At 74.3% G+C, this 23,932-nt stretch carries 13 protein-coding genes and 1 pseudogene; 2 read left to right on the forward strand and 12 right to left on the reverse strand.

Annotated elements, in window-relative coordinates; translation table 11 throughout:
* Positions 1 to 4: 4 nt before the first annotated feature.
* From CRP49_RS06970 to CRP49_RS45840, 4 genes and pseudogenes are all read right to left on the reverse strand, one after another.
* Complete coding sequence (locus CRP49_RS06970) at positions 5 to 6,925, reverse strand: non-ribosomal peptide synthetase (protein ID WP_179851532.1); 6,921 nt, start codon at positions 6,923 to 6,925, stop codon at positions 5 to 7.
* Positions 6,922 to 12,003, reverse strand: a complete 5,082-nt coding sequence (locus CRP49_RS06975; RefSeq protein WP_097252610.1) for a non-ribosomal peptide synthetase — start codon at positions 12,001 to 12,003, stop codon at positions 6,922 to 6,924. Before CRP49_RS06975 ends, CRP49_RS06970 begins: the two co-directional genes overlap by 4 nt.
* Before the next feature lie 65 nt (positions 12,004 to 12,068).
* Entirely contained in the window at positions 12,069 to 12,293 is a 225-nt protein-coding gene (locus CRP49_RS06980) for an MbtH family NRPS accessory protein (protein ID WP_097252611.1), read from the reverse strand.
* 234 nt (positions 12,294 to 12,527) lie between these two features.
* Positions 12,528 to 12,680 (reverse strand): annotated as a pseudogene (locus CRP49_RS45840) (FAD-dependent monooxygenase); the annotation flags it as partial.
* A gap of 187 nt (positions 12,681 to 12,867) precedes the next feature.
* Between CRP49_RS45840 and CRP49_RS06990 the strand changes: the two are divergent.
* Both CRP49_RS06990 and CRP49_RS06995 read left to right on the forward strand, forming a co-directional pair.
* A complete protein-coding gene (locus CRP49_RS06990) occupies positions 12,868 to 14,295 on the forward strand; it encodes an FG-GAP-like repeat-containing protein (RefSeq protein ID WP_097252613.1) in 1,428 nt (475 codons plus the stop codon).
* A 52-nt stretch (positions 14,296 to 14,347) separates the two neighbouring features.
* Positions 14,348 to 15,835, forward strand: coding sequence for an FG-GAP-like repeat-containing protein (locus CRP49_RS06995; RefSeq protein WP_097252614.1), 1,488 nt, complete (start codon positions 14,348 to 14,350; stop codon positions 15,833 to 15,835).
* 132 nt (positions 15,836 to 15,967) lie between these two features.
* On the opposite strand, the gene CRP49_RS07000 is transcribed toward CRP49_RS06995, so the two are convergent.
* From CRP49_RS07000 to sbnA, 8 genes are all read right to left on the reverse strand, one after another.
* On the reverse strand, positions 15,968 to 17,143 hold the full coding sequence (locus CRP49_RS07000; RefSeq protein ID WP_097252615.1) for an FAD-dependent monooxygenase: 1,176 nt from the start codon (positions 17,141 to 17,143) through the stop codon (positions 15,968 to 15,970).
* Positions 17,143 to 18,603 (reverse strand): condensation domain-containing protein, encoded by a 1,461-nt coding sequence (locus CRP49_RS07005; RefSeq protein WP_097252616.1) that lies wholly within the window; start codon positions 18,601 to 18,603, stop codon positions 17,143 to 17,145. Before CRP49_RS07005 ends, CRP49_RS07000 begins: the two co-directional genes overlap by 1 nt.
* On the reverse strand, positions 18,600 to 19,292 hold the full coding sequence (locus CRP49_RS07010; RefSeq protein ID WP_097252617.1) for a 2-hydroxychromene-2-carboxylate isomerase: 693 nt from the start codon (positions 19,290 to 19,292) through the stop codon (positions 18,600 to 18,602). The genes CRP49_RS07005 and CRP49_RS07010 overlap by 4 nt, the downstream gene beginning before the upstream one ends.
* A 26-nt stretch (positions 19,293 to 19,318) precedes the next feature.
* Entirely contained in the window at positions 19,319 to 20,062 is a 744-nt protein-coding gene (gene fabG / locus CRP49_RS07015; RefSeq protein ID WP_097252618.1) for a 3-oxoacyl-ACP reductase FabG, read from the reverse strand.
* A gap of 51 nt (positions 20,063 to 20,113) precedes the next feature.
* Entirely contained in the window at positions 20,114 to 21,208 is a 1,095-nt protein-coding gene (locus CRP49_RS07020) for a beta-ketoacyl synthase N-terminal-like domain-containing protein (protein WP_179851533.1), read from the reverse strand.
* A gap of 41 nt (positions 21,209 to 21,249) precedes the next feature.
* Positions 21,250 to 22,491 carry a beta-ketoacyl synthase gene (locus tag CRP49_RS07025; protein ID WP_097252619.1) on the reverse strand — a complete coding sequence of 414 codons (1,242 nt, stop codon included), beginning with the start codon at positions 22,489 to 22,491 and terminating at the stop codon, positions 21,250 to 21,252.
* The gene (locus tag CRP49_RS07030) at positions 22,488 to 22,751 is read right to left on the reverse strand and encodes an acyl carrier protein (RefSeq protein WP_097252620.1); all 264 of its coding nucleotides are present in this window, start codon (positions 22,749 to 22,751) and stop codon (positions 22,488 to 22,490) included. The genes CRP49_RS07025 and CRP49_RS07030 overlap by 4 nt, the downstream gene beginning before the upstream one ends.
* A gap of 67 nt (positions 22,752 to 22,818) precedes the next feature.
* Positions 22,819 to 23,829 carry a 2,3-diaminopropionate biosynthesis protein SbnA gene (sbnA, locus tag CRP49_RS07035; protein WP_257033322.1) on the reverse strand — a complete coding sequence of 337 codons (1,011 nt, stop codon included), beginning with the start codon at positions 23,827 to 23,829 and terminating at the stop codon, positions 22,819 to 22,821.
* Positions 23,830 to 23,932 lie beyond the last annotated feature (103 nt).

A 23,932-nucleotide genomic window follows, 5' to 3' on the forward strand; every position in this document is an offset into this window, starting at 1 on the left:
AGGGTCAGCCTTCCCTGTTCGAGTCGTGCTCGTCGTTGGCGCGCTCGTCCAGCGCGGCGACCAACCGGGCGATGGTGTGGTGGCGCAGTGCCGTGGGCAGATCCAGCGCGAGTCCCGCCCGCCGCGCCGCCACCAGCAGCGGCGGCACGAGCAGCGAGTCCCCGCCCAGGTCGCGGAAGTCGTCCTGGATGCCGACCTGTTCGAGGCCGAGCACCTCGGCCCACACCTCGGCGAGCCGGTGCTCGGTCGGGGTGCGCGGCGGGGCGTAGGGGTGGACGGCGGCCGCGGTGGCCGCGCGGTCGGCCAGGGCGCCGCGGTCCCGCTTGCCGTGGGTGGTGAGCGGGAGGGTGTCGACGACCGTGACGGTGGCCGGTACCAGCGCCGCGGGCAGGACCGTGCGCAACCGGTCGCGGAGGGCGGCGACCTCCACCTCGCGCCCGTCCGCCGGTACCACCCAGGCGGCCAGGCGCCGGCCGCCGTCGGCCGCCGGTACCGCGCTGACCAGCGCGTCCCGTACGGCGGGGTCGGCGGTGAGCGCGGCCTCGGCCTCGCCGGGCTCGACCCGGTGGCCGCGGATCTTGACCTGCTGGTCGGCGCGTCCGGCGAACTCCAGGCTGCCGTCGGCGAGCCGGCGGGCCAGGTCGCCGGTCCGGTAGAGGCGGGTGCCGGGGAGGCCGTAGGGGTCGGGCACGAAGGCGAGGGCGGTGAGGTCGGGGCGGCCGGTGTAGCCGCGGGCGAGCCCGTCGCCGCCGAGCCAGACCTCGCCGGTGACGCCGTCGGGCACGGGCCGCAGTGCACGGTCGAGGACGCGGACCAGGACGCCGGGCAGCGCCGAGCCGAGCGGTACGAGCGTGCGCCCGGACCGGGGCCGTACCCGGGTGAAGGTCGCGGCGACGGTGGCCTCGGTGGGCCCGTACTCGGCGGCCAGCTCCATGCCCCCGCCCACGGCCCGGATCCGTCCGGCCACCCGGTCGGCCTGGGCCGTCGGGTAGGCGTCGCCCGCACACACCGCGAGCGCGGCCAGACCGGCCAGCTCACGGTCGGGCAACTGGTGTTCCAGCAGGGCCAGATGGCCCGGGGTGAGGCCGACGAAGGAGTACGGCGCCCGGCTCAGCAGCAGTGGCCCGAAGTCGGCCGTCTCGTACAGCTGCGGCAGCACGTGCACCGGCTGCCCGGTCATCAGCGGCGCGTACAGCGCGGGCATCCCGAGGTCGAAGCCGACCGGGGTGAACCAGGGTGCTCCCCCGTTCCCGGCGGCCGCGTACTCGCGCACGGCCCAGTCGAGGTAGTGGGCGAGCGCCCGGTGGGACACCTCGACGCCCTTGGGGGTGCCGGTGGAGCCGGAGGTGTGCAGGACGTAGGCGAGCCGGTCCGGGTCGTGCCGCAGGCCGAGCGGCGAGCCGTCGCCGTCGTGGACCGCGTCCTCCGCCAGCACCAGCTCACAGGCGGGCAGCCGGTCCGCGTACGACGCCTGCGTGACGGCGAGTTCGATACGGGCCGTGGCGATGCGCGCGTCGGGCGCGCACGGGTCGACCGGCACCTGGACGGCGCCCGCCTTCCACACCCCGAGCAGCGCGGCGACCAGGTCGGGGCCGCGGTCCAGGAGCACCGCGACGCGGGTCTCCGCGCGGGCGCCGAGGGCGCGCAGCCGGCGGGCGACGCGGTTGGCGCGGGCGTCGAGGTCGCCGTAGGACACCGTGAACCCGGTGCCGTGCAGGGCGGTCGCCCAGGGGGTGCGGGCGGCCTGGGCCTCGAAGGCGGCCAGGGTGTCCGCCGGGGTGTCGGGGTGGGGCAGGGCGGGCGCCTTGAGGCGGGCGCGTTCGTGGGCGTCCGGGAAGGCGCCGGTGCTGTCGCCGTCGGCGCCCGCGCGGGCCATCTCGGTCAGCACGGCCTGGTACAGCCTCAGCAGCCGGTCGGCGGCGGCGCGGGACAGGGTGCCGGTGCGGGAGGCGAGGGAGAGGTGGCCGCGGATGGGGGTTCCGACGACGACGGGGAACTCGTTGGGGCTGTCGTCGCGGCTGGCCATGATGTCGATCAGCTCGGTGTCGACCTGGTGGAAGTCCAGGTAGTGGAAGAGCACGTCGATCAGGTGCCGTTCGCCGCCGGGCACCCGCATCGCGGGCATCGGGAACCGCCGGTGCGGCCACAGCGCCACCTCGTGCGCGAACACCTGCCGGGCCAGTTCGCCCCAGCTGCGGGCGCCCCGCTCGTAGGGGAAGGGCACCGAGTTGAGGTACATGCCGGAGACCGTCTCGGCGCCGGCCTGTTCGGGCCGGGCGTCGGCGACCATGCCGCCGCGGAACGCCCGGGCGGGCGTGAGCAGCGACAGCACCTTGCTGTGCGCGGCGTGCAGCACGCTCTTGTACGGCACCTCGGCGGCCGTCGCCAGCGCCCGCAGCCCCGGCTCCAGTTCGTCGAGCGGCAGGTCGAGGCGGTAGCGCTCGTCGGGGCCCTCGGGGTCGCCGGCCCAGCCCGCGGGCACGGTGAACTTCTCGTACCCCTCGACGATCCCGCGCCAGTACTCCTGGTCGGCGGGGTCGGCGAGGGAGCGCAGTTCGGCGGCGATGAAGTCGGCATAGCGGACGGCGGGCCGGGGCGGAGCGGGGGCGGGTGCGCGGCCCTGACGCAGGTCGTTGTAGGCGCGCAGGAGCTCCATCAGCTGGGAGTGGTAGCTCCAGCCCTCGATGACGGGGTGGCACTCGGTGATGGACAGCCACCAGCTCTCGTCGTCCAGCAGGTGCACCGCCATCCGCATCAGCGGCGCCCGGGTGAGGTCGAACAGCTCGGCCCGGTCGCGGTCGGCGAACTCCCAGAGCGCGGACTGCCGTTGTGTCTCGGGCAGGTGGCGCAGGTCCTCGTGGACGACGGGCATGCTCGCGGCGGCGTGCACCAGCTGGAGGGGCTCGGAGTAGCCGGACAGGGCGAAGGAGGTGCGCATCACCTCGTGCCGCTCGGTGATCAGGTCGGTGGCGCGACGGAAGGCGTCCGGGTCGAAGGGCAGGTCGTCGCGGATCCGGAAGGAGGTGATGTTGTGGTAGCGGTTCTCGCCGCTGCCGCCGTGCATCTCGATCAGCATCCCGGCCTGGATGCGGGAGATCGGGTAGGCGTCGGTGACGTCGGCGGGCAGCGCGGCCCGGTCGGCGGCGCCGATCATGGCGAACGGCTCGACCGGTTCGAAGCCGCCGGTGCCCGCGGAGGTGCTGCGGGGCACCGCGGCGCGCAGCCGGGCCACGGTGCGGTGCTCGAAGACGTCCCGCACGCTGGTCTCCCAGCCGGCCGCCCGCAGCGCCCCGACCAGTGCGACCGCGCGCAGTGAGTCCCCGCCGAGGTCGAAGAAGTTGTCGTGCACGCCGACCGTGTCGAGGCCGAGCACCTCGGCCCAGACGGCGGCCATCGCCCGCTCGTCGGCGTCGCGGGCCTCGACGTGCTCGCCGACGGCGGTCGCGGCCCGTCCCGGGGCCGGCAGGGCGCGCCGGTCGAGCTTGCCGTTGCCGGTCAGCGGCAGCGCATCGAGGCGCAGGTAGGCGGTGGGCACCATGTACGGCGGCAGGGTCTCGCCGAGCCGGTCGCGCAGCGCGGCCGGGGCGAGCGTGTCCTCGTCCGCGTCCTCGGCGGGCACCAGGTAGGCGACGAGCTGCTGGTCGCCCGGGGTGTCCTCGCGGACCAGGGCGACGGCCTCGGCGACGGCGGGGTGCGCGGTGAGGGCGGTCTCGATCTCGCCGAGTTCGATGCGGTAGCCGCGCAGCTTGACCTGGTGGTCGACGCGGGCGAGGAAGTCGAGGTTGCCGTCGGGCAGCACCCGGGCCACGTCGCCGGTGCGGTAGAGGCGGGCGCCGGGCGGGCCGTAGGGGTCGGGCAGGAAGCGTTCGGCGGTCAGGCCGGGGCGTCCCGCGTAGCCGCGGGCGAGCCCGATGCCGCCGATCCACACCTCGCCGGGCACGCCGACGGGCAGCGGGCGCAGCCGCTCGTCGAGGACGTACATGGTGGTGTGCGGGATGGCGCGCCCGATGGAGACGAGTTCGGTGGCCACGGGTCCGTCGCCGGGCGGGGCGAGGAAGTACGCCGAGTTGCCGACGGTGATCTCGGTGGGCCCGTACTCGGCGGCGAGCCGGGTGCCGTGCGGCCCGGCCGCCTGCGCCCACCGCTCGGCGAGCCGCGTGGTGAAGGAGTCGCCGGCCGCGATGACCAGACCGGCCAGCGCCTCGATCTGCTGGTCGGTCAACTGCTGGGTGAGCAGGTGCAGATGGCCCGGGGTGAGCTTGATGAAGGCGTACGGGCCGCCCGCCGCGAGCTGGGCGCCGAGGTCGGCGGTGTCGAGGTCCTGCGGCAGCAGGTGCACGGCCTGCCCGGTCATCAGCGGCGCGTACAGGTCGGGCACGCCGAGGTCGAAGGCGACCGACGAGAACAGCGGGGCTCCCCCGGTGCCGGCGCTGGCGTACGCCTGCACGGTCCAGCCGAGGTAGTTGGCGAGGCCCCGGTGGGTGATCTGCACGCCCTTGGGCTTGCCGGTGGAGCCGGAGGTGTAGATGACGTAGGCGAGCCGGTCGAGGTCGTGGTTCTGCGGGAGTTCGGCGTCGGCGGCCTCGATCGCTTCCCGCTCGCCGGGGTCGTCGACGACGATCCGGCGCACGCCCTGGAAGCGTTCGGCGTGCCGGGACTCGGTGACGACGACCGTGGTGGCGGTCTGGTCGAGCATGTAGGCGATGCGGTGGTCCGGGTAGGCCGGGTCGATCGGCACGTACGCCGCTCCGGCCCGCCAGATGCCGAGCAGTACGGCGACCAGGTCGGGGCTCCGGTCGAGCAGCACGCCGACGGTGGCCTCGGGGCCGGTACCGAGCGCGGCCAGGCGGCGGGCGAACCGGTCGGCGCGGGCGTCGAGTTCGGCGTAGCTGACGGCGGTGTCCGCGTACCGGATCGCCACGGCGTCCGGGGTCGCCGCCATCTGGGCGCCGATGGTCTCGATCACCGGGCGCAGGGCGGCGAGGTCCAGGGGGCTTTCGGTCCCGACGGGCTCGGCCGGGCCGTCGAGGAGCAGGGCGCGCTCTGCGGCGGAGAGGAAGTCCAGGTCGGCCACCGGGGTGCCGGGCGCCTCGGCGATCGCGGCGAGCAGCGCGCCGTAGTGGGCGGTGATGCGTTCGGCGGTGGCGGTGTCGAAGAGGGCGGTGGCGTACTCCAGGCTGCCGTGCAGCGAGCCGTCGGCGCGCTCGGCGAGGTGCAGGGTGAGGTCGAAGCGGGCGATCCGGCTGGACGCCGGGACCGGAGCCGCGACCACGCCGGGCAGTTCGGGACCGTCGGCGCCCTCCCCGCCGACCAGGTCGAACATCACCTGGAAGACGGGGGTGGTGGACAGGTCCCGGTCGGGATCCAGCGCGTCCGCGATCCGGTCGAACGGGGTGTCCTGGTGGTCGAAGGCGTCCAGCACGGCACCGCGCCCGGCGGCGAGGAAGTCCCGGAAGGGCACCTCAGGCCCCCAACTCGCCCTCAGCGCAAGGGTGTTGTAGACGTATCCGGCCATGCGCCGCAGCTCGGGCCGAGTGCGGGCGCTGGCGGCGGTGCCGACGCACACGTCGGTCTTCCCGGCGTACCGGCCGAGCAGCAGCTGCCAGGCGCCGAGCAGGGCCATGAAGGGGGTCGCCCCGGTCTCCCGGGCCAGGACCCGCACCCGGTCGGCGACGCCGGCATCGACATCAAACCCGACGGCGGCACCGCCCCCGTCCCGTACGGCGGGCCGCGGCCGGTCGGTCGGCAGCCCGAGCGGACCGGTCCCGGCCAGCCGCTCCCGCCACCACTCCAGGCCCCGCTCGGCGGCGGCCCCACTGTGCCGCTCGGACAGCCAGGCCGCGTAGTCGGCGTACTGTACGGGCGGCGCGGGCAGCTCGGCGACCGGGTCACGTCCCGCCACGGCGGCCGCGTAGAGGGCCGACAGGTCCTCCAGGAGCAGCGGCCGGGTCATCGCGTCGCAGGCGATGTGGTGGACCACGGCCACGAGTACGTGATCGTCATCGGCGAGCCGCAACAGCCTTACCCGCAGAGGGTGTTCGGCGGCAAGGTCGAAGGGCCGGGCGGCCTCGGCCTCGGTGAAGGCGATGGCCACGGCATCCCGGTCCGCGAACCCGCCGCCGGCGGGGCCCGCGGTCCCCAGCCCCGCGCCGGCGCTCTGCCCCAGGTCGAAGGACCGCACGGCCTCGGACTCCGCGGAGGCGACCGCAGCGGCACCGCGCTCCGCAGACCCACCCTCGGCGAAGCCCGCAGCGCCCAGCCGGGCACCGGCGCTCGCGACGGGTCCGGCGGCCACGGCACCCGCCTCCGCACCCCCGCTCTCGACGCTGGCGGCAGCCCGATCCACGGACCCGCCCTCGCCGAAGCCCACAGCACCCAGCCGGGCACCGGCGCTCGCGACGGGTCCGGCGGCCACGGCACCCGCCTCCGCACCCCCGCTCTCGACGCTGGCGGCAGCCCGATCCACGGACCCGCCCGCGCCGAAGCCCACAGCACCCAGCCCCGCGCCGGCGCTCTCGGCGTCGGCGGCGGCCGCGGTGGCCCACTCCCCCGCCTCGATCACGGCGAAGTCCGCCGCCCCCGCCGGGTCGACCACCTGGCGAGGTTCGGTGCCGTCGAGGACGTACCGGGTCCGCAGGATCTCGTGGCGGGCGGTGAGGGCGTCGACGGCTCGGCGCAGGGCGTTCGGGTCGAGGGTGCCGCGCAGGCGGTAGGCCATGGGCAGCAGGTATTCGGGGCTGGCCGGGTCGAGCTGGTGCAGGAACCACAGCTGGCGCTGGCCCGCGGACAGGGCGAGGGGCCGGGTGCGGTCGGCGGGCGGGATCGCGGCCGGCTGCGGCCGGGTGGTGCCCTTGCGGGCGGCGAGCCGGCGGCGCAGCAGTTCGGCCCGCAGCTCTTCCTGGGTGGGCGCGGTGGGTGCGGTCACGGCTGGAACTCCCGGTGGGCGTGGGCCAGTTCGGCCTCGGTGAGCGATTCGATCTCGGCGCGTACGGCCTCTTCGACGGCGGTGGCGAGGCCCTGGACGGTGGGCCGCTCGAACACGGCCCGCAGGGGCAGCTCCACGTCGAACTCCTCCTGGATGCGGGCGATGACCCGGGCCGCCTTCACGGAGTTGCCGCCGATCCGGAAGAAGCCCTGGCGGGCGCCGACCCGGCGGGTGGCACCGGGGCCGTACAACTCGTCGGCCCAGATCTCGGCGAGCGCCTCCTCCACCGGGCCCTCGGGCGGGCTGTACGGCTCGTCGGCGAGGGCCGCGGCCAGGTCCGGCACGGGCAGCGCGGCGGTGTCGACCTTGTTGTGGCGGGTGAGCGGCAGCCGCTCCAGGCGGACCAGCAGCGCGGGCAGCATGTAGTCGGGCAGCCGCCGCGCGCAGTGGTCGAGCAGCTCGCTCTCGGCGGGCCCCTCGGTGCCGGGCGCGGCTGTGAAGTAGCCGATCAGCGCGGCCTCGGAGCCGCCGGTGTGGACGGTGACGAAGGCCTGGGCGACGGCGGGGTGCTCGGCGAGCACCGCCTGCACCTCGCCGGTCTCCACCCGCCGGCCACGGATCTTGACCTGGCCGTCGGCGCGTCCGGCGAACTCCAGCGTGCCGTCGGCCCGCATCCGCGCCCGGTCGCCGGTGCGGTAGAGACGCGCGCCGGCGGTCCCGTACGGGTCGGGCACGAACGCGGCCGCGGTCAGTGCGGGCCGGGCGTGGTAGCCGAGGGCCAGTCCGGCGCCGCCGACGCAGAGTTCGCCGGTGACGCCGTACGGCACGGGCCTGAGGTCGGCGTCGAGGACGCGGGCGGTGACGTGCGGGTAGGGGTGGCCGACGGGGACCGCGGTGGCGGTGTCGTCGGCGTCCCAGCGGGTCGCGGCGATGGTGGTCTCGGTGAGCCCGTACTCGTTGATGAACCGCATCAGGCGGCGCGACAGCTCGCGGGCGAGCACCGGCGGGCAGGGCTCGCCGCCGGTCTGGCCCACGACGGAGCGGTGGCCGAGGCCCGCGTCGATCAGCATCTGCCAGTGCGGCGGGGCGACCTGGAGGTGGCTGACCTCGTGCAGGTCCATGAGCCGCAGCTGGGCCGCGTGGTCCTGCTGCTCCCGTTCCCGGGCCAGGACGACCCGGCCCCCGGCGACCAGCGGCATGAACAGCTCGGTGCAGGAGATGTCGAAGGTCACCTGGGCGAGCGCCAGCCACGCGTCGTCCGGGCCCTGCCCGAAGTCGAGGTGGGCCTGGGAGGCGCGCAGCATGGCGAGCAGCGAGCGGTGGGCGACGGCAACGCCCTTGGGGCGGCCGGTGGAGCCCGAGGTGTACATGATGTAGGCGAGGCGGTCGGGGTCGTCGTACGACTCCGATACGACGGCCACGGCGGCGGCGTCGAGCTCCGCGTCCACGGCGGCGTCGGTGAGCCCCGCGTCCACGGCGGCAGCGTCGTCGAGTCCCGCGTCCACGGCGAGTACGACTGTCTCGTGGCGCCCCGCCAGCCGCTCCGCGCCCCCGCCGTCGGTGACGAGCACCCGCGCGCGGGAGTCGGCGAGGACGTGGAGGTTGCGCTCGTCGGGGGCGGCCGGGTCCAGCGGGACGTAGGCGGCGCCCGCCTTCCAGACGCCCAGGAACGCGGCGACCAGGTCGGGGCTCCGGCCCAGCATGACGGCGACCACCGTGTCGGGGCCGGCGCCAAGACCCCGCAGCCGGGCGGCGAACTCCCCCGCACGGCGCTCCAGTCGCGCGTACGTCCAGCTCTCGTCGCCGCACACCAGCGCGGTTTCCCGCGGTGCCCGGCGGGCCGAGGCCGTGATCGCCGCGTGCACGGTGGTGCCGGCGGCGGCGTCCGCGCCCGGTTCCGGCCTGCCCCGGCCGCTGGCGAGCAGTTCGGAGCGCAGCGGCGCCGGCAGGATGTCGGCCTCGTGCAGGCGCCGCGCCGGGTCGTCCGTGACGGACTCCAGCAGCCGGATCCAGCAGTCGGTGAAGCGCTCGACGGTGGCCGCGTCGAACAGCGCGGTGGCGTACTCGGCGAGGCCGAGCAGGGAGCCGTCGGCCTGGCGCTGGAGCACCAGGGTGAGGTCGGTGCGGGCGGTGCGCCAGGCGCCGCGGAAGGCGTCCGCGTCGGCGGCGCCGACCGCGGTGCCGGTGCGGCCCTCCTCGTGCACGTCGAACATCACCTGGTAGAGCGGGGTGCGGGCCGGGTCGCGGGTGTCGTCGAGTTCCTCGACGAGCCGGTCGAAGGGCAGTTCCTGGTGGGTGAAGGCCTCCCGGGCGGTGTCGCGCACCCGCACCAGCGCGTCCCGGAACGGCGTGTCGGCGCCCGCGTCGCAGCGCAGCACCAGCGTGTTGAGGAAGTAGCCCGCCACGTCGGCGACTTCGGTTCCGGTCCGGCCGGCCACGGGCACCCCGACCGGGATGTCCCAGCTGCCGGTGTACCGGGCGACCAGCGCGGCGAAGGCGGTGAGCAGGGTCTGCTGCAGGGTGGCCCCGCAGCTGCGGCCGAGGGCGGCGGCCCGCTCGGCGAGCGGGGCGGGCACGGTGAACACGTGGGCTCTGCCTGCCGCGTCCCGGGTGGCCGGGCGGGGCCGGTCGGCGGGCAGCTCGACCGGCACGATGCCGTCCAACTGTCCCTTCCAGTACTCCAGTTCGGTGGCGACGAAGTCCGCGGTGAGGCGGCGGCGCCGGTGCACGGCGTGGTCGGCGTACTGCACGGGCAGCTCGGGCAGCCGGGCGTCGGTGCCGGTGTGGGCGGCCTCGGCGAGGGCTCTGAGGTCGCGTTCCAGGACGACGGAGGTCCAGCCGTCGCAGGCGATGTGGTGGATGCTCAGGACGACGGTGAGCGTGCCCCGCCCACGCACTGCCAGGGCCCGCCGTACCGGACCGCGCGCGAGGTCGAAGGGGAGCGTGAACTCCTCGGCGACCAAGGCGTTCAGCTCGTCCGCCGTGTCGGCGTGTGCGGTGCGCAGCTCCCACTCGGCGGGCAGGTCGGCGATCTGCACCGGCTCGGCGCCGCGCAGGGCGTAGCGGGTGCGCAGGATCTCGTGCCGCTCGGCGAGCGCGGTCAGCGCCCGGCCGAGGGTGGTGTCGTCGTAGACGGCGGGCAGGGTGAGGAAGACGGGCGCGTTCCATTCGGCGCTGCCCGGGCGGAGCCGGTCCAGCAGCCACATGCCCTGCTGGCCCGGGGAGAGCGGCAGCCCGTGCGGGTCGCGCGGCACGGGCCCCACGGGCTCGTCTGCGGCCGGTGCGGCGCCCTCGACCCGGGCCGTGAGCAGGACGGCCTGTTGCTCCACGGTGGTCGCGGTGAGCAGGGCCGTCGCCGGGATGGTGCGGCCCGCGGCCTGGGAGAGGCCGGCGGCGAGCTTGTTGAGCATCAGCGAGGAGCCGCCGAGCTGGAAGAAGTCGTGCAGCGCGCCGATCTCGTCGGCCGGGGTGCCGATCAGCCGCGCCCACTCCTCGGCCACCGCCCGCTCGGCGGGGTTGCGCACCGGTACGTGCGCGGTGTCGGCGGGCGTGTCGGCGGGGTCGGGCAGCGCGGACCGGTCGATCTTGCCGTTGGGGGTGAGCGGGAACTCGGTGACCGGGACGTAGGCGGTCGGCACGAGCGGGTCGGGCAGCGAGCCGCGCAGGAAGGCCCGCAGCTCCTGCGGGCGCAGGGCCTCGCCGCGGGACTGCACCCAGGCGACCAGCCGGTAGCCGCCGGTGCCGTCCGGTACGGCGGCGGCGACGGCGGCCCGCACCCAGGGGTGGGCGGCGAGCGCGGCCTCGACCTCGCCGGGCTCGATGCGCACGCCGTTGACCTTGACCTGGTGGTCGAGGCGCCCCAGGTACTCCAGGGTGCCGTCGGCCCGCCAGCGCACCCGGTCGCCGGTGCGGTAGAGGCGCTCGCCGGGGCGGTGCGGGTCGGGCACGAAGCGCTCGGCGCTCTGGCCGGGGCGCCCGAGGTAGCCGAGGGCGAGCCCGACACCGCCGGCGTGCAGTTCGCCGGGGACGCCGACCGGGACGGGCCGCCCCGCCTGATCGAGCACGACCACCCGCATGTTGCCGATGGGCCGCCCGATCGGCACCGCGCCGGTGTCCTGGGCCGGGTCCCAGCGGTGCTCGGTGATGTCGACGGACGCCTCGGTGGGTCCGTAGGTGTTCCAGATCTCGGCGCCGGGGGCGCGCTCGGCGATCGCCCGGCACAGTTCGGCGTGCAGCGGCTCGCCCGCGCTGAACAGCAGCCGCAGGCCGCCGGCCCGCTCCCAGCCCGCCTCCTCGACGAGCCGCCGGTACAGCGACGGCACCCCCTGCAGGATCGTTACGCCCCGGTCGCCCACCGTCCGCAGCAGCGCCGCCGGGTCACGCTCGGCACCCTCGGGGGCGAGCACCACCGCACCCCCGGAAACGAGCGGCGCGAACAGCTCAAGCCCGGCCGCGTCGAAGCCGATCGTGGTCTTCAGCAACATGCGGTCACCGGCGCCCAGCCGGTGCCGGTGGGCCAGCCAGCGCACCCGGTTGGCGATACCACCGTGCGGCACGAGGACGCCCTTGGGACGCCCGGTGGACCCGGAGGTGTGCAGCACATAGGCGGGCCGGTCGCTGTCGGCAGCGAACTCCACGCTCTCGTACGGCCCTTCACGGCCCACGGACTCCACGGCGATCCGGTGCCGGGCGGAGGCGGGCAACCGATCCTCGGTGGCGCGCTCGATGAGCACGACCGGATGGGCGGTGTCCTCCAGCACGGCCTCCAGACGGGCCGCCGGGTGCTGCGGGTCCAGCGGCACGTACGCGCCGCCCGCCTGCCACACCCCGAGCAGCGCGGCGAGCAGCTCCGGGCCGCGCCGCAGGCAGACGCCAACGAAGTCGCCGGGCCGTACCCCGGCCGCCCGCAGCCGGGCCGCGATGCGCCCGGCCAGCTCGGCCAGCTCGGCGTAACGGACGGCGCTGCCATCGGCGCGCAGGACGGCGGGCGCGTCCGGGGTGCGCCCGGCCTGGGCCGTGAACAGCGCGGGGATCAGCAGACGGCCGGGGACGCGTCCCGACTTCGCAGGCTCGTTCACGATCTCTCCTCCATCGGGATCTTCGGGGTCGGCATCGAAAGGGGCTCGGCGCGGAGTGCTTCGCCTCAGGCCGCCGTCGCCTCGGCCTCGGCCATACGGCGGCGCAGGCTCAGCGGCCGCATGTCGGTCCACACGGCGTCGATACGCGCCAGGCACTCCTCACGGGACCCCTCGGTGCCCTCGGCATGCCAGCCGGCCGGCAGCGGACGGTCGGCCCACCAGATCGAGTACTGCTCCTCGTCGTTGAGCACCACGCGGTACACGGCGTCGTCGCTCGCCTGTTCGGCCATGGGACGTCCCTTCTGAGTGGTCAGGTTTGGCCCATGGTTGAACTCGGCGCTATCAGGGGGGTATTGGGTGTCTATACGCGCCGGGGCATGCCCACTTGCGCGCTGCTGCGACAGGGCGGGACGACGGGCCCCGGCGCCGGCAATGGGACGCTGTTGGCTGATTCGGGTCCCGGGCGATGTGGTCGTTCCGGGTGAGTTCAGGTGTCGACGCGGCCGAGCGGCCGCCTCGGCGAGGCAGACGGCGAGGGCGACGCCGTCCTCGATGGCCTGGTTGGCGCCCTGGCCGTGGTGCGGCAGCATCGGGTGGGCCGCGTCGCCGAGCAGTGTGGTGCGGGCGGTGCCCGAGCGTCGCAGTGGCGCGCGGTCGTACAGTGCCCAGCGCCGCACGTCCCGGGCCGCGCCGACGAGCTGCGGCGTAGGTGAACTGCCGTCCGCCGCTGAGGGAGAGAACGCCTGCCCACAGCGGAAGCGGTGGTGGCGGCGGCCGCGCGTTCACCTTGTGCTTTGTCGTGTACAACCCTTTGTTCATCACGCGGGTCGTACTGCGCTGAAGCCTCGGTTCACTGACGGGAGCATGACCTTGCGCATACGTACCTTCGCCGTTGCGGCGGCTGCCGCCCTGGCCTGTGCGGGGCTGGGCGCTCCCAGTGCCGTTGCGGCGCCCTCCGGGCTGTGGGACGACTTCAATGGTGACGGGTATCGCGATCTGGCCATCGGCACGCCCAAGGCGAGCGGTGGCACGGTCACCGTCCTCTTCGGCTCGTCTTCCGGCGTCAGCCCCGCCCGGTCGGTGAACATCACCCAGAACACCCCGGGCGTTCCCGGGACCTCGGAGTCCGATGACCAGTTCGGCAAGAGCGTCACCAGCGGTGACGTCAACGGCGACGGCTACGCCGACCTCATCGTCGGCGCACCCTACGAGCAGACCACGGGTAAGGCGAGCGGCTCGGTGACCATCGTCTGGGGCGGAGCGAACCCGTTCACGTCCGGCGGAACCATGCTCACCGCCCCGAACGCCGAGGCCGGCGGGTTCGGGACGGGCGCCGCGTTCGCCGACCTCGACGGCGACGGCACCGGCAACCTGGTCGTCGTCGGTGGCAACACCTTCTGGTGGTATGCCGACGGGAAGCCCACCCAGGACGGCGCGCTGGCACCGGAGGTGGGGTTCCTGCCCGAGGGCGTACGCCTGGACGGGATCGTCGCCGGGCACTTCTCCGCCACCGACGGCAGCGACTTCGTCGTGCACGGCGGCCGCGCCGACAGCACCGGCGCCACCCACGGTTACGTGGGCCTCCTGCGCGGCGGTCCCGGCGACATCGGCTCCGGCTACACGGTGCTGGCCGACGGCACCGGAGCGGGCGGCACCGCCTGGGATCAGGCCGTCGCGGCGGGCGACATCAACGGCGACGGATACGACGACCTGGTCACCGGCAACTCGGAGATCGGCAAGGGCGGTTCATTCATCGTGCGGTACGGCAAGGCCGCCGGACTGCCCGCCACGGGCAGGACGTACACCCAGGCCAGCCCCGGTGTGCCGGGAACCGACGAGAGCTACGACTACTTCGGCGCCGCCGTCGCGGTGGGCGACGCGACCGGCGACGGCTACGCGGACATCGCGGTCGGCGCCCCGTACGAGGACGTGGACGGCCACCGAAACGTCGGCAACATCGATCTCTTCAAGGGCAGTTCGGCCGGACTGACCACGAGCGGGGCCCAGTCCTTCCACCAGGCCACGCCGGGCGTACCGGGCGCCGCCGAGGCCGGCGACCACTTCGGCTCCTCGCTGCGGCTGGGCGACATCAACGGCAACGGCAGGGCGGACCTGGCGATCGGCGCGTTCGGCGAGGACGTGGTGCCCGGGGGGTACGACGACGGGGCGGCGTGGGTGCTGCGCGGCACGGCCTCGGGCCTGACGACGTCGTACGCAACCTCCTTCAACGCGACGGACTTCGGCTATCCGGTGGTCGAGGGCCGCAAGTTCGCGGATGTCTTCGCCCACTGACCACACCGGTTCACACCGATTGCCTTGAGTACCACCAGGAGAAACGACAACGATGCGTAACAAGATCCTCTCTGCGACGGTGATCTGCGCGGCGACCCTGCTGGGCGTTACCGCGCCCACCTCCGCGCAGGCCACCGACGCCGCCGCGCCGCAGGGAGACTTCAACGGCGACGGCTACCCGGACCTGGCGGTGGGCGTGCCCTCCGGGCCGGTCGGCGACAAGGCCAAGGCCGGCTATGTGAACGTCGTGTGGGGTGGCCCGGACGGACCGGGCAAGTACGGCTCCGTACGGATCAGCCAGGCCACGAGCGGAGTGCCGGGCACCCCCGAGGCGGGTGATCTCTTCGGCTCCGCGGTCACCGCCGCGGACGTCGACGGCGACCGCTACGCCGACCTGGTCGTGGGCGCCTCCAGCGAGTCGCTCTCCGCCGACAAGTCCGCCGAACACGGCACCGTCACCGTGCTGCGCGGCTCTGCCTCCGGCTTCACCAGCGGTGGCTACACGGTCGCGCAAGGTGCGAGCGAGTTCTCCCGGATCGGCGCGGTGATCGCCGCCGGGGACGTGACCGGCGACGGCCGCACCGACCTGGTTCTCAGCCGCAGCGGCGAGGAGCACGGCGGCGCTGTGTTGCGTCCCGGCCCGCTCACCGCCGACTCCCCGGACACCCTGAGCGGGGAGATCGCCGGGGCGGACCTCGGCGGTGTGAGCGCCCTGACCACCGGCGACTTCGACGGCGACGGCGACGACGACCTCGCGGTCTCGATCAGGGCGACGGAGAGCAGATTCGTCCGGATCTACCGCTGGCAGGACGGCGCCCCGGTGCAGCTGTGGAGCACCACGGCCGCCGCCTCCTCCCTCGCCGCCGCCGACTTCGACGCGGACGGCACGGACGACCTGGCGCTCGGCTACTGCTACCCGAACTACGAGGCCGACGCTCCGGACTGCGCGGACTACTCCACGGGGCGTGCCGAGGTGTTCAAGGGCGGGTTGGTGAAGGTGGCGTACGGCTCGAAGTCCGACGGCTTCGGCGCCCGCGCCCAGGAGATCCAGCAGGACACTCCGGGCATCGCCGGCACCGCCGAGTCCGAGGACCGCCTCGGCGCAGCGGTCGCCGCGGGCGACATCGACGGCGACGGCTACGCCGACCTCGCCATCGGCGACGCGTACGAGGCGGTCGGCTCGCGGCAGAACGCGGGCACGGTGGTCCTCGTCCACGGCACCGCCACCGGCCTGCTGTCCTCCGGCGGTACGGCGACGAGCGTCGGCTTCACCCAGAACAGCAGCGGCGTCCCGGGCACCGCGGAGACGAGCGACCGGTTCGGCGCGTCGGTCAGCCTTGAGGACTACGACGCCGACGGCTACGCGGACCTCGCGGCAGGCGCTCCCGGCGAGAACTCCGCCCAGGGCGGCGTCTGGCTCCTCCCGGGCACCGCGCAGGGCACGACGGCGACGGGTTCCAGGGCCCTGACGCCGAAGAGCCTGGGGCTCCCGTCGTCGACGAGCGCCCTGGAGTACGGGCTGGTGATCGGGCGCGGCTAGGGAGTCCCCACGCTGCCGTCCGACAGATCTCCACGCGCCACGCCCCAGCGCCGGGCCGAACGGCGCGGCCTCCGCCGCTGGCCCGTTGGCCCCCGGCGCCGGTGACGGCATCGGGGGCCCTGGGGGTGTCGCTCAGGCGGCGTTGTCGCCGGACATCTCGTCGTGCAGGCTCTGCTCGACGTCGTGCGAGAGGATCCAGGACACGTCGGCGGCCTGGTCCCGTACGCCCTTGCCGGGGCCCCGGCCGCCGCCGTCCCGCGAGCCCAGTTGCACGCGGGTGGTGTGCGGGCGGCGTACCGCCTCGTAGCGGGCCAGCGCGGCGGTGATGCCGTCGCCGCCGGGGGCCGCCTCGGCGAGGCAGACGGCGAGGGCGACGCCGTCCTCGATGGCCTGGTTGGCGCCCTGGCCGTGGTGCGGCAGCATCGGGTGGGCCGCGTCGCCGAGCAGCGTGGTGCGGGCGGTGCTCCAGCGCCGCAGCGGCGCGCGGTCGTACAGTGCCCAGCGCCGCACGTCCCGGGCCGCGCCGACGAGCCGGCGCACCTGCGGCGCCCATCCGTCGAGTGCGACGGACAGGTCGGCGTGCTCCGCCGCGCTGGTCCAGGACTCGGCGTGGCCCTCCGGCGCCGGCGCGACCACGACGTAGGTGAACTGCCGCCCGCCGCTGACCGGATAGACCAGGACCCGTGCCGTCGGACCGGCGAACATGTACATCTGCGTGGGATCGAGTCCGGGCACGTCGGCCGCGTCCACCAGGCCGCGCAGCGCGCTGTTGCCCGAGTAGAGGGGCTGCTCGTCCCCGGCGAGCGAGCGCCGCACCACCGAGTGGACCCCGTCCGCGCCCACCAGTGCGGAGGCCCGGGTCGCGGTGCCGTCGGCGAAGCGCAGGGTGACGCCCTTGCGGGTCTCCTCGTACGCCACCAGCTCGCGCCCGGTGTGCACCCGCGCGGCGGGCAGCAGGGAGGCCAGCATCCGGTGGAGGTCACCGCGGTGCACGGTGAGGTACGGCGCCCCGAACGCGCGCTCCCAGGCCGTGCCCATCTCCTGCCGGGTCACCAGCGAGCCGTCGTGGAAGGCCCGCACCTCCAGCGCCTCGGGCCGTACGGCGGCCCGCTCCAGTTCGCCGGCCAGTCCGAGCCGGTGCAGCAGCCGGGTGCCGTTGGGCCCCAGGTGCATGCCGACGCCCTGTTCGCGCAGGGTGTCACCGCGCTCGTAGACGTGCACGTCGATGCCCCGGCGGTGCAGGGCCGCGGCGGCGGCCAGGCCGCCGATTCCGGCGCCGGTCACCGCGATCGTGGTCGTGGTCGTCATCATCGGTGGTCCCAGGCGTTCTCGAAGGATTCGAAGGAGTCGAGGGAGTCGAAGGAGTCGAAAGAACCGAAAGAGCCGTCGTAGGTGCCCGAGTCGCCCAGCGCCAGCAGCGCGTCCACGTCCGCCGCCCCCGCCAGTTCCACGTCCGCGATCCGCGTGTCCGGGTCCCGCACGGCGGCCGCCAGCAGCCGCTCGTAGCCGTCCGCCAGCCGCTCCACGCTCGCCCGGTCCAGCACGTCGGTGTCGTAGGAGAAGACGGCGGTGACGCCGTCGGGGGTCTGCTCGATGCGCAGCAGCAGGTCGAGCTGGCCCTCCTGTTGCGGTACGTCGATGAGGGCGATGTCCAGGCCGGCGTAGGAGATGAACGGGCCGAGGGCCGCGCCGGGCGGGACGTTGGGGACGGGCGGCTCCATGCGGTCCATCTGGACCAGGAACAGCGCGGCCCGGAACAGCACCGTGTCGGGGAAGGCGAGCCCGCAGGGGTAGCGCACCCCGAACATGCCGCGCATGACCCGCTCCCCGGCCTGCGTGGCCGCCGAGCGGAAGGTGGTGTCGGGGCCGAACTCGGCCCGCACGGGCATGGTGTTGAGGAAGCAGCCGATCAGGTCCCGCTGCCCGCGTCCGGAGCGCGCCGAGGCGGGCACGCCGAGCAGGAAGTCGTCCTGGCCGCTCCAGCGGTGGGTGAGGGCCTGGAACACGGCGAGAAGGTAGGCGAACGGGGTCACGCCGGCTGTGTTGGCGGCCGGGCCGAGCCCGTCGGCCGACTCGGGCGCGAGGCGTCGTACGACCGTGTCGCCGCGCAGGGACCGTACGCGCGGCCGGGGGCGGTCCAGGGGTAGTTCGGCGGGGGCCGAGCCGCGGACCGCGGTACGCCACTCCTCGGCGGCGAGCAGGCCCGCGTCGGAGGCGGTGTAGCGCAGTTCCTCGGCCGCGTAGTCGGTGTAGGAGGAGGTCAGCGGGCGCCAGGCGGGTGCGGTGCCGGTCGCGTGTGCCGCGTAGGCGTCCAGGACGTCACGGACCAGCAGCCAGCGCGAGGTGAAGTCGCTGACGATGTGGTGGGCGGAGGTGACCAGTGCCCAGTCGTCGTCGGTGCGGCGCAGGAGGACTACGCGGAAGGTGCCCGCCTCCAGGCGGAAGGGTCGCGCTCCGGCCTCCTCGGCGGCCTGGAACAGGTGGGCCTCGTCGGCGCCGTGCAGGTCGCGGAACTCCAGCCGGATCAGGGGGTGTTCGGCGACGACCCGGACCGGGCGGCCGTCCTGCTCGGTGAAGACGGAGCGCAGCAGCTCCTGCCGCTCACCGACGGAGGCGACGGCCGCTTCCATGGCGGCGGGGTCGACCCGGCCGCGCAGCCTGAGCGGCATCACGATGTTGTAGGCGGCGCTGTCCGGGGCGATGCGGTACGCCGTCCACATCGACTCCTGGATCGTGGTGAGCGGCAGCGCCCGTACGGCGGTGCTCATCCGCAGCCTCCCGCGTGGCTCAGGTCGGAGGCGCGGCCCGCGACGACGGACAGGTCGGCGGCGTCGGGGTCATTCCCCTCGCCGGGCTGGTCGAAGGAGGCGACGAAGTCGGCCACCCGGTCCAGGCCCCAGTACGGCTCCGAGCCGTTGATGAAGTACGGCACCCCGAACACGCCGTCGCGTACGACGTCCAGCAGCGCCTTGCCGCCTTGGGCGCGCAGCTCGGGGTCGTCGGTGTCGGCGGCCTCGAAGCCGAGTTCGGCGGCGAGTTCGGCGACGGTGGCCGGGTCGCACAGGTCGCGTCCCTCCAGCCAGCGGGCCCGGCCGGCCCGCTCGACCCAGGCCTGGCCGAGGCCGTGCCGCTCGGCGACGAACCAGGTCAGGTGCGCGGGCTCCCACCACGGCTCGGCGTCCACCGGCCAGGTCAGCTCCAGGCCGCGGGCGGTGGCCAGGCGGCGCACGTCGCGCAGGATGTAGAACTGCTTGGCCCGGGACATGGGCGTGTACGGGAACTCGGCCCCGGCCTCGGCGAGCAGCTTCCCGCTGGTCTCGTCGGGCTCCCAGAAGGGCCGCCATTCGAGCCGGTCGAGCAGGTCGGGGCGGTGGGCGCGCAGCGCGCGCAGGGCGAAGAAGTTGTAGGGGCTGCGCAGGTTGAAGTAGAACCGCGGCGGCCGGGCGGCGCGTGGCATGGCTGATTCCTTCCGTGGGGCCGTGGTCAGACGACCAGTCCGCCGTCGATGGCGAAGACCTGTCCGGTGATGTAGGAGGCCCGCTCGCCCGCGAGGAACGACACCAGTTCGGCGACCTCCTGCGGCTCGCCGAAGCGGCCCAGCGGGATGCGGCGGGTCATCTCCTTGACGTGCTTCTCGGAGAGCCCGCCGGTCATGTCGGTGCCGATGAAGCCGGGGGCGACCACGTTGGCGCGGATGCCGGACCGGCCGGCCTCCTTGGCGAAGGCCTTGGTGAGGCCGATGATCCCGGCCTTGGACGCCGAGTAGTTGGTCTGGGTGGCGTGGCCCTCGGCGGCGACCGAGGAGAGCGTGATGACCGTGCCCCGGCGGCGCTTCATCATGGGGAAGGCGAGCGCCTTGACGAAGTGGTAGGTGCCGTCGAGGTTGGTGCGCAGCACGGCGTCCCAGTCCTCGTCGGCCATCATCGCCAGATGGCCGTCCCGGACGATGCCGGCCGCGGTGACCAGGACGTCCACCGGGCCGAGCTGCTCCTCGGTCTGCTGCACGAAGGCCGCCACGGCGGCCCGGTCGGTCACGTCGACCCGGCGCGCGAGCGTCCGAGCGCCGTGTGCGGCGGCCGCCTTCGCGGCCAGTTCGCCCGCCTGCTCGTTGGACTGGAAACACAGCGCCACGTCGTAGCCGTCCCGGGCCAGCGTCTCCACGACGGCCCGCCCGATACCGCGCGATCCGCCGGTGACGAGGGCCACCGGCCTCGGTGTGTCGGACATGGACTTGCCTCTCTCCTGGGGAAGTTCGGACCGTTGGTTGCGGGAGTGTCGTCAGGCCAGGCGTAGCAGCAGCGCGCCCGCCGTGCCGTCGCGGTCGACGGCGGTGACCAGGGTCAGCCGGTCCACCAGGCGCGGGTCGGCCTCCGCCTCGGCGAGGACGGCGGCGAGCTGGAAGGCGGCCGAGGCGGCGCCGGCGTCGCCGACCAGGGAGCGGACGGGCAGCCGGTTGCCGGTGAGGCCGTCGAGGGCGGACTCCTCCTGCTTGCCGAGCAGTCCGGGCGGGGTGCCGGGGGCGATCAGCTCCACGTCGTCCGGGGCGGCTCCCGCGGCGGCCAGCACGTCGGCGACGCAGCGCTCGAGAGCCGTACCGGCCCGCGCGGTGTCCTGGAAGGCGCGGAAGCGGGAGCCGAGGACGGTGGCGAGGACCGGGCGGCCGGACTCCCGGGCGTCCGCCGCGTCCTGAAGCAGGAACAGCGCGGCGCCCTCGCCGAGCGGCTGCGGTGCGGCACCCCCGTGGTCGGCTACCCGCTCCAGGCGGGCGCGCTGCACGGAGAACTCCTCGGCCGCGCCCGCCAGCAGCGCCCTGCCGTGCCCGCCGCGCAGCAGCCGGGAGGCGTACTGCAGGGAGAGCAGCGCGGTCGCGGCGCCGCCGGAGACGGTGACGTTGGGGCCCTTGAGGGTGTGCCGGATGGCGCTCTGCCCGGTGGGGCAGTTCATGACGGTGTTGGGGAAGCGTGCCGGGTCGACGAGGTAGGGCTTGTCACCGGTGAGCGCGTCCCGGGTGAAGTCCATGATCGACTGCACGCTGCCGGAGGTGCCGAGGACCAGCCCGGTCGACTCCGGGTCGGCGGCGAGCCCGGTGCCGTACTCCTCCAGGAGCATGCCGACCGTGGTGGCCGCGATGCCGGTGACCCGGTCCATGGAACGGGTGCCCTTGCGGCCCAGTACCGCCTTGATGTCGAAGCCGGGGATCAGCCCGGCCTCCTCGTACGGCACCGGCCAGTCGGCGCCGTCCAGCGGGGCGATCGCACGCCGTCCGGACGCGAGGCCCCCGGCGAAGGCGGCCCTGCCCAGTCCGTACGGCGAGGACACGGCCCAGCCCGATATCACCAGCTCCGCCGGCGGCGCGCCCGTTTCGGCTGCCATGGCGTCCCACTCCCCTCTGTTCTCGGGTGTCTGTGTCTGTTTCAGGCCACGGTCGGCACGGGTGCCGTGTCCCACCGGCCGAGCACCAGCACCGCGTTGTTGCCGCCGAAGGCGAGGCCGTTGTTCTGCACGACCTTCAGGTCCGCCGCCACGGCCTCGTTGGGCACGCAGTCGACCGCGCACTCGGGGTCGGTGGTGCGGTGGTTGACGGTGGGCGGGATGAAGCCGTCGCGCAGGGCGAGCGCGCAGGCGGCCGAGGCGAGGGCGCTGGCGGCGCCCATGGTGTGCCCGATCATCGACTTGATGGAGACGGTGCGCGGCAGCTCGTCGCCGAACACCTGCCGGATCGCGCCGACCTCGGTGACGTCGTTGGCCTTGGTGCCGGTGCCGTGCGCCGAGATGAAGTCGACGTCGGCCGCCTCGATCCCGGCGTTGCGGTGTGCGGCCGTGATGCAGCGGGCGATCGAGTCGCGGTCGGGGGCGACGGGGTGGCTGGCGTCGCAGGACAGCCCGTAGCCGAGCACCTCGGCGTAGATGCGGGCGCCGCGGGCCAGCGCCGACTCCAGCGACTCCATGAGCAGGATGCCGGCGCCCTCGCCGGTCAGGATGCCCTGCCGGTCGGCGTCGAAGGGGCGGCACACGTCGGGTGCGATGGTGCCGAGCCGGTAGAAGCCGGTGAAGGTCTTGCGGCACAGCGCGTCCGCGCCCCCGCACAGCGCCATCTCGACGTCGCCGGAGCTGATCGCGTCGTAGCCGTATCCGACAGCGTAGTTGCCGGCGGCGCAGGCGGTGGGGACGGTGACCGTCTCCACGTCCTCCAGGCCGAGTTCGCGCACGATCCCGGCGGACAGGCGGCCGGGCCACACCCGGCGGGCCACCACGGCGTCGAGCACGTCGTCGCCGCCGGTGACCTGCAGCCCGGTGAGGTGGTCCAGGTCGCGGGACTCGCCGTCGGTGGTGCCGACGGAGACCAGCGACCGGACCCCGCGCACCTGCTCCTCGGTGAGGCCGGCGTCGGCCACCGCCATCCGGCTCGCGGCGACCGCGAACTGGGCGGCCCGGCCGAGGTCGTCCGGGGACTGCTCGGTGATCCAGGCCTCGGGGTCGAAGTCGGTGATCTCGCAGGCGTTGGAGTAGGCGAAGCCGGTGGTGTCGAACGCGGTGATCGGCTTGGCCCCGCTGCGCCCGGCCCTGAGGCCCGCGGCGAACGCGTCCACTCCGGTGCCGATGCTGGTCACCACCCCGAGGCCGGTGACGACCACCCGGTGCCGGGCGCCGGTCACTGGGCCTTGGCCTCGGCGACCACGGCGTAGACGCCGGCGAGGTTGACCATGCGGCTCAGCTCGGACTGCTTCAGGGTGATGCCGAAGGTGCGCTCCAGGGAGGCGAGGATCTCGATGGTGCGCAGCGAGTCGGCGTCGTGCTCCTCCTTGAACAGGCTGGTGTCGGTGACCTCGTCCAGCTCCAGCTCCAGGATGTCGCAGACGATGTCCTTGATCTGGCTCTGCTCGGTCTCGTCCAGGGCGGGGATCTGCGTGGTCATGGGGTGCCTCCGTATGTGGGATGAAAGGGGGTTCCGTGGTCGATGCCGACCATGCTGGGCGGGCCGGCTATCGATGCCCTATATCGGCCAACTCGCTCTGGTTCTCGGCACGTTGGGGGAATGAGGTGTCGTCCTCCCAGAGGTGGGAGACCGCGCCGAAGTGACGCCGTACCCAGGCGTCGTCGTAGATCGTGTCGAGGTAGCGGTCGCCGCCGTCGGGCAGGATCAGGACGACGTTCGCGCCGGGTTCGACCCGTGGCAGGACGCTCTCCAGCGCGGACACGACCGCCCCGGAGGAGCCGCCGGCGAGGATCGCCTCGCGCCGCACCAGCCGCCGGCAGCCCACCACACAGTCCAGGTCGGTGACGTGGATGACGTGGTCGGCGTCCGCGGGGCGCAGCAGCTTGGGCCGTACCGAGGCACCGTGCCCGGGCACCAGCCGCTTGCAGCTCGCGGTCGGCCCGAACAGCACGCTGCCGACGGCGTCGACGGCGTGCACGGTGGTGGCAAGGCCCGCCTGCCGGATGTACTCGGCGCAGCCGCCCAGGGTGCCGCCGGTGCCGGCGGCCAGGACCAGGTGGTCCACCCGTCCGTCGAGCGCCTCGGCGATCTCCCGCATGGTGGTCAGGTGGGCCTGCCGGTTGAGGGGGTTGGCGTACTGGTCGGGCCAGTACGAGTCGGGGGTTTCGGCCAGCAGTTCCGCCACCCGGCGCAGCCGCGCGGGCAGCAGCTCGCCGGTGACCGGGTCCGGCTCGCGGACCACTTCGACCTCGGCGCCGTAGGCGCGCAGGATCGCGATGTTCTGCTGGGTGGTGCGGGCGTCGACCACGCAGACGAGGCGCAGTCCGAAGTACCCGCAGATCTGGGCGAGTCCGATGGCGAGGTTGCCGGAGCTGGACTCGATCACCGTGGAGCGGCCGGGCACGAGCTCCCCGGAGCGGATCCGGCCCAGCACCATGCCGAGCGCGGAGCGGTCCTTGACACTGCCGCCGGGGTTGAACCGTTCGGCTTTGGCCAACAGCCTGCCGGGAAATCCCGGGACGAGCCGTTCCAGCTCGATCAGCGGGGTTCCCCCCACCGCGGAAAGGATTCCCTTGAGTCCGGACGGCGGAGTGCCGGGGAGTCCGCCCGGCCCCGGGACAACGGCATTCCCGTCTTCGTACGGCATCTGATGCAGCCAT

Origin of the sequence: Streptomyces sp. Ag109_G2-15, from assembly GCF_900215565.1 — a bacterium.
GTDB lineage: Bacteria > Actinomycetota > Actinomycetes > Streptomycetales > Streptomycetaceae > Streptomyces > Streptomyces diastatochromogenes.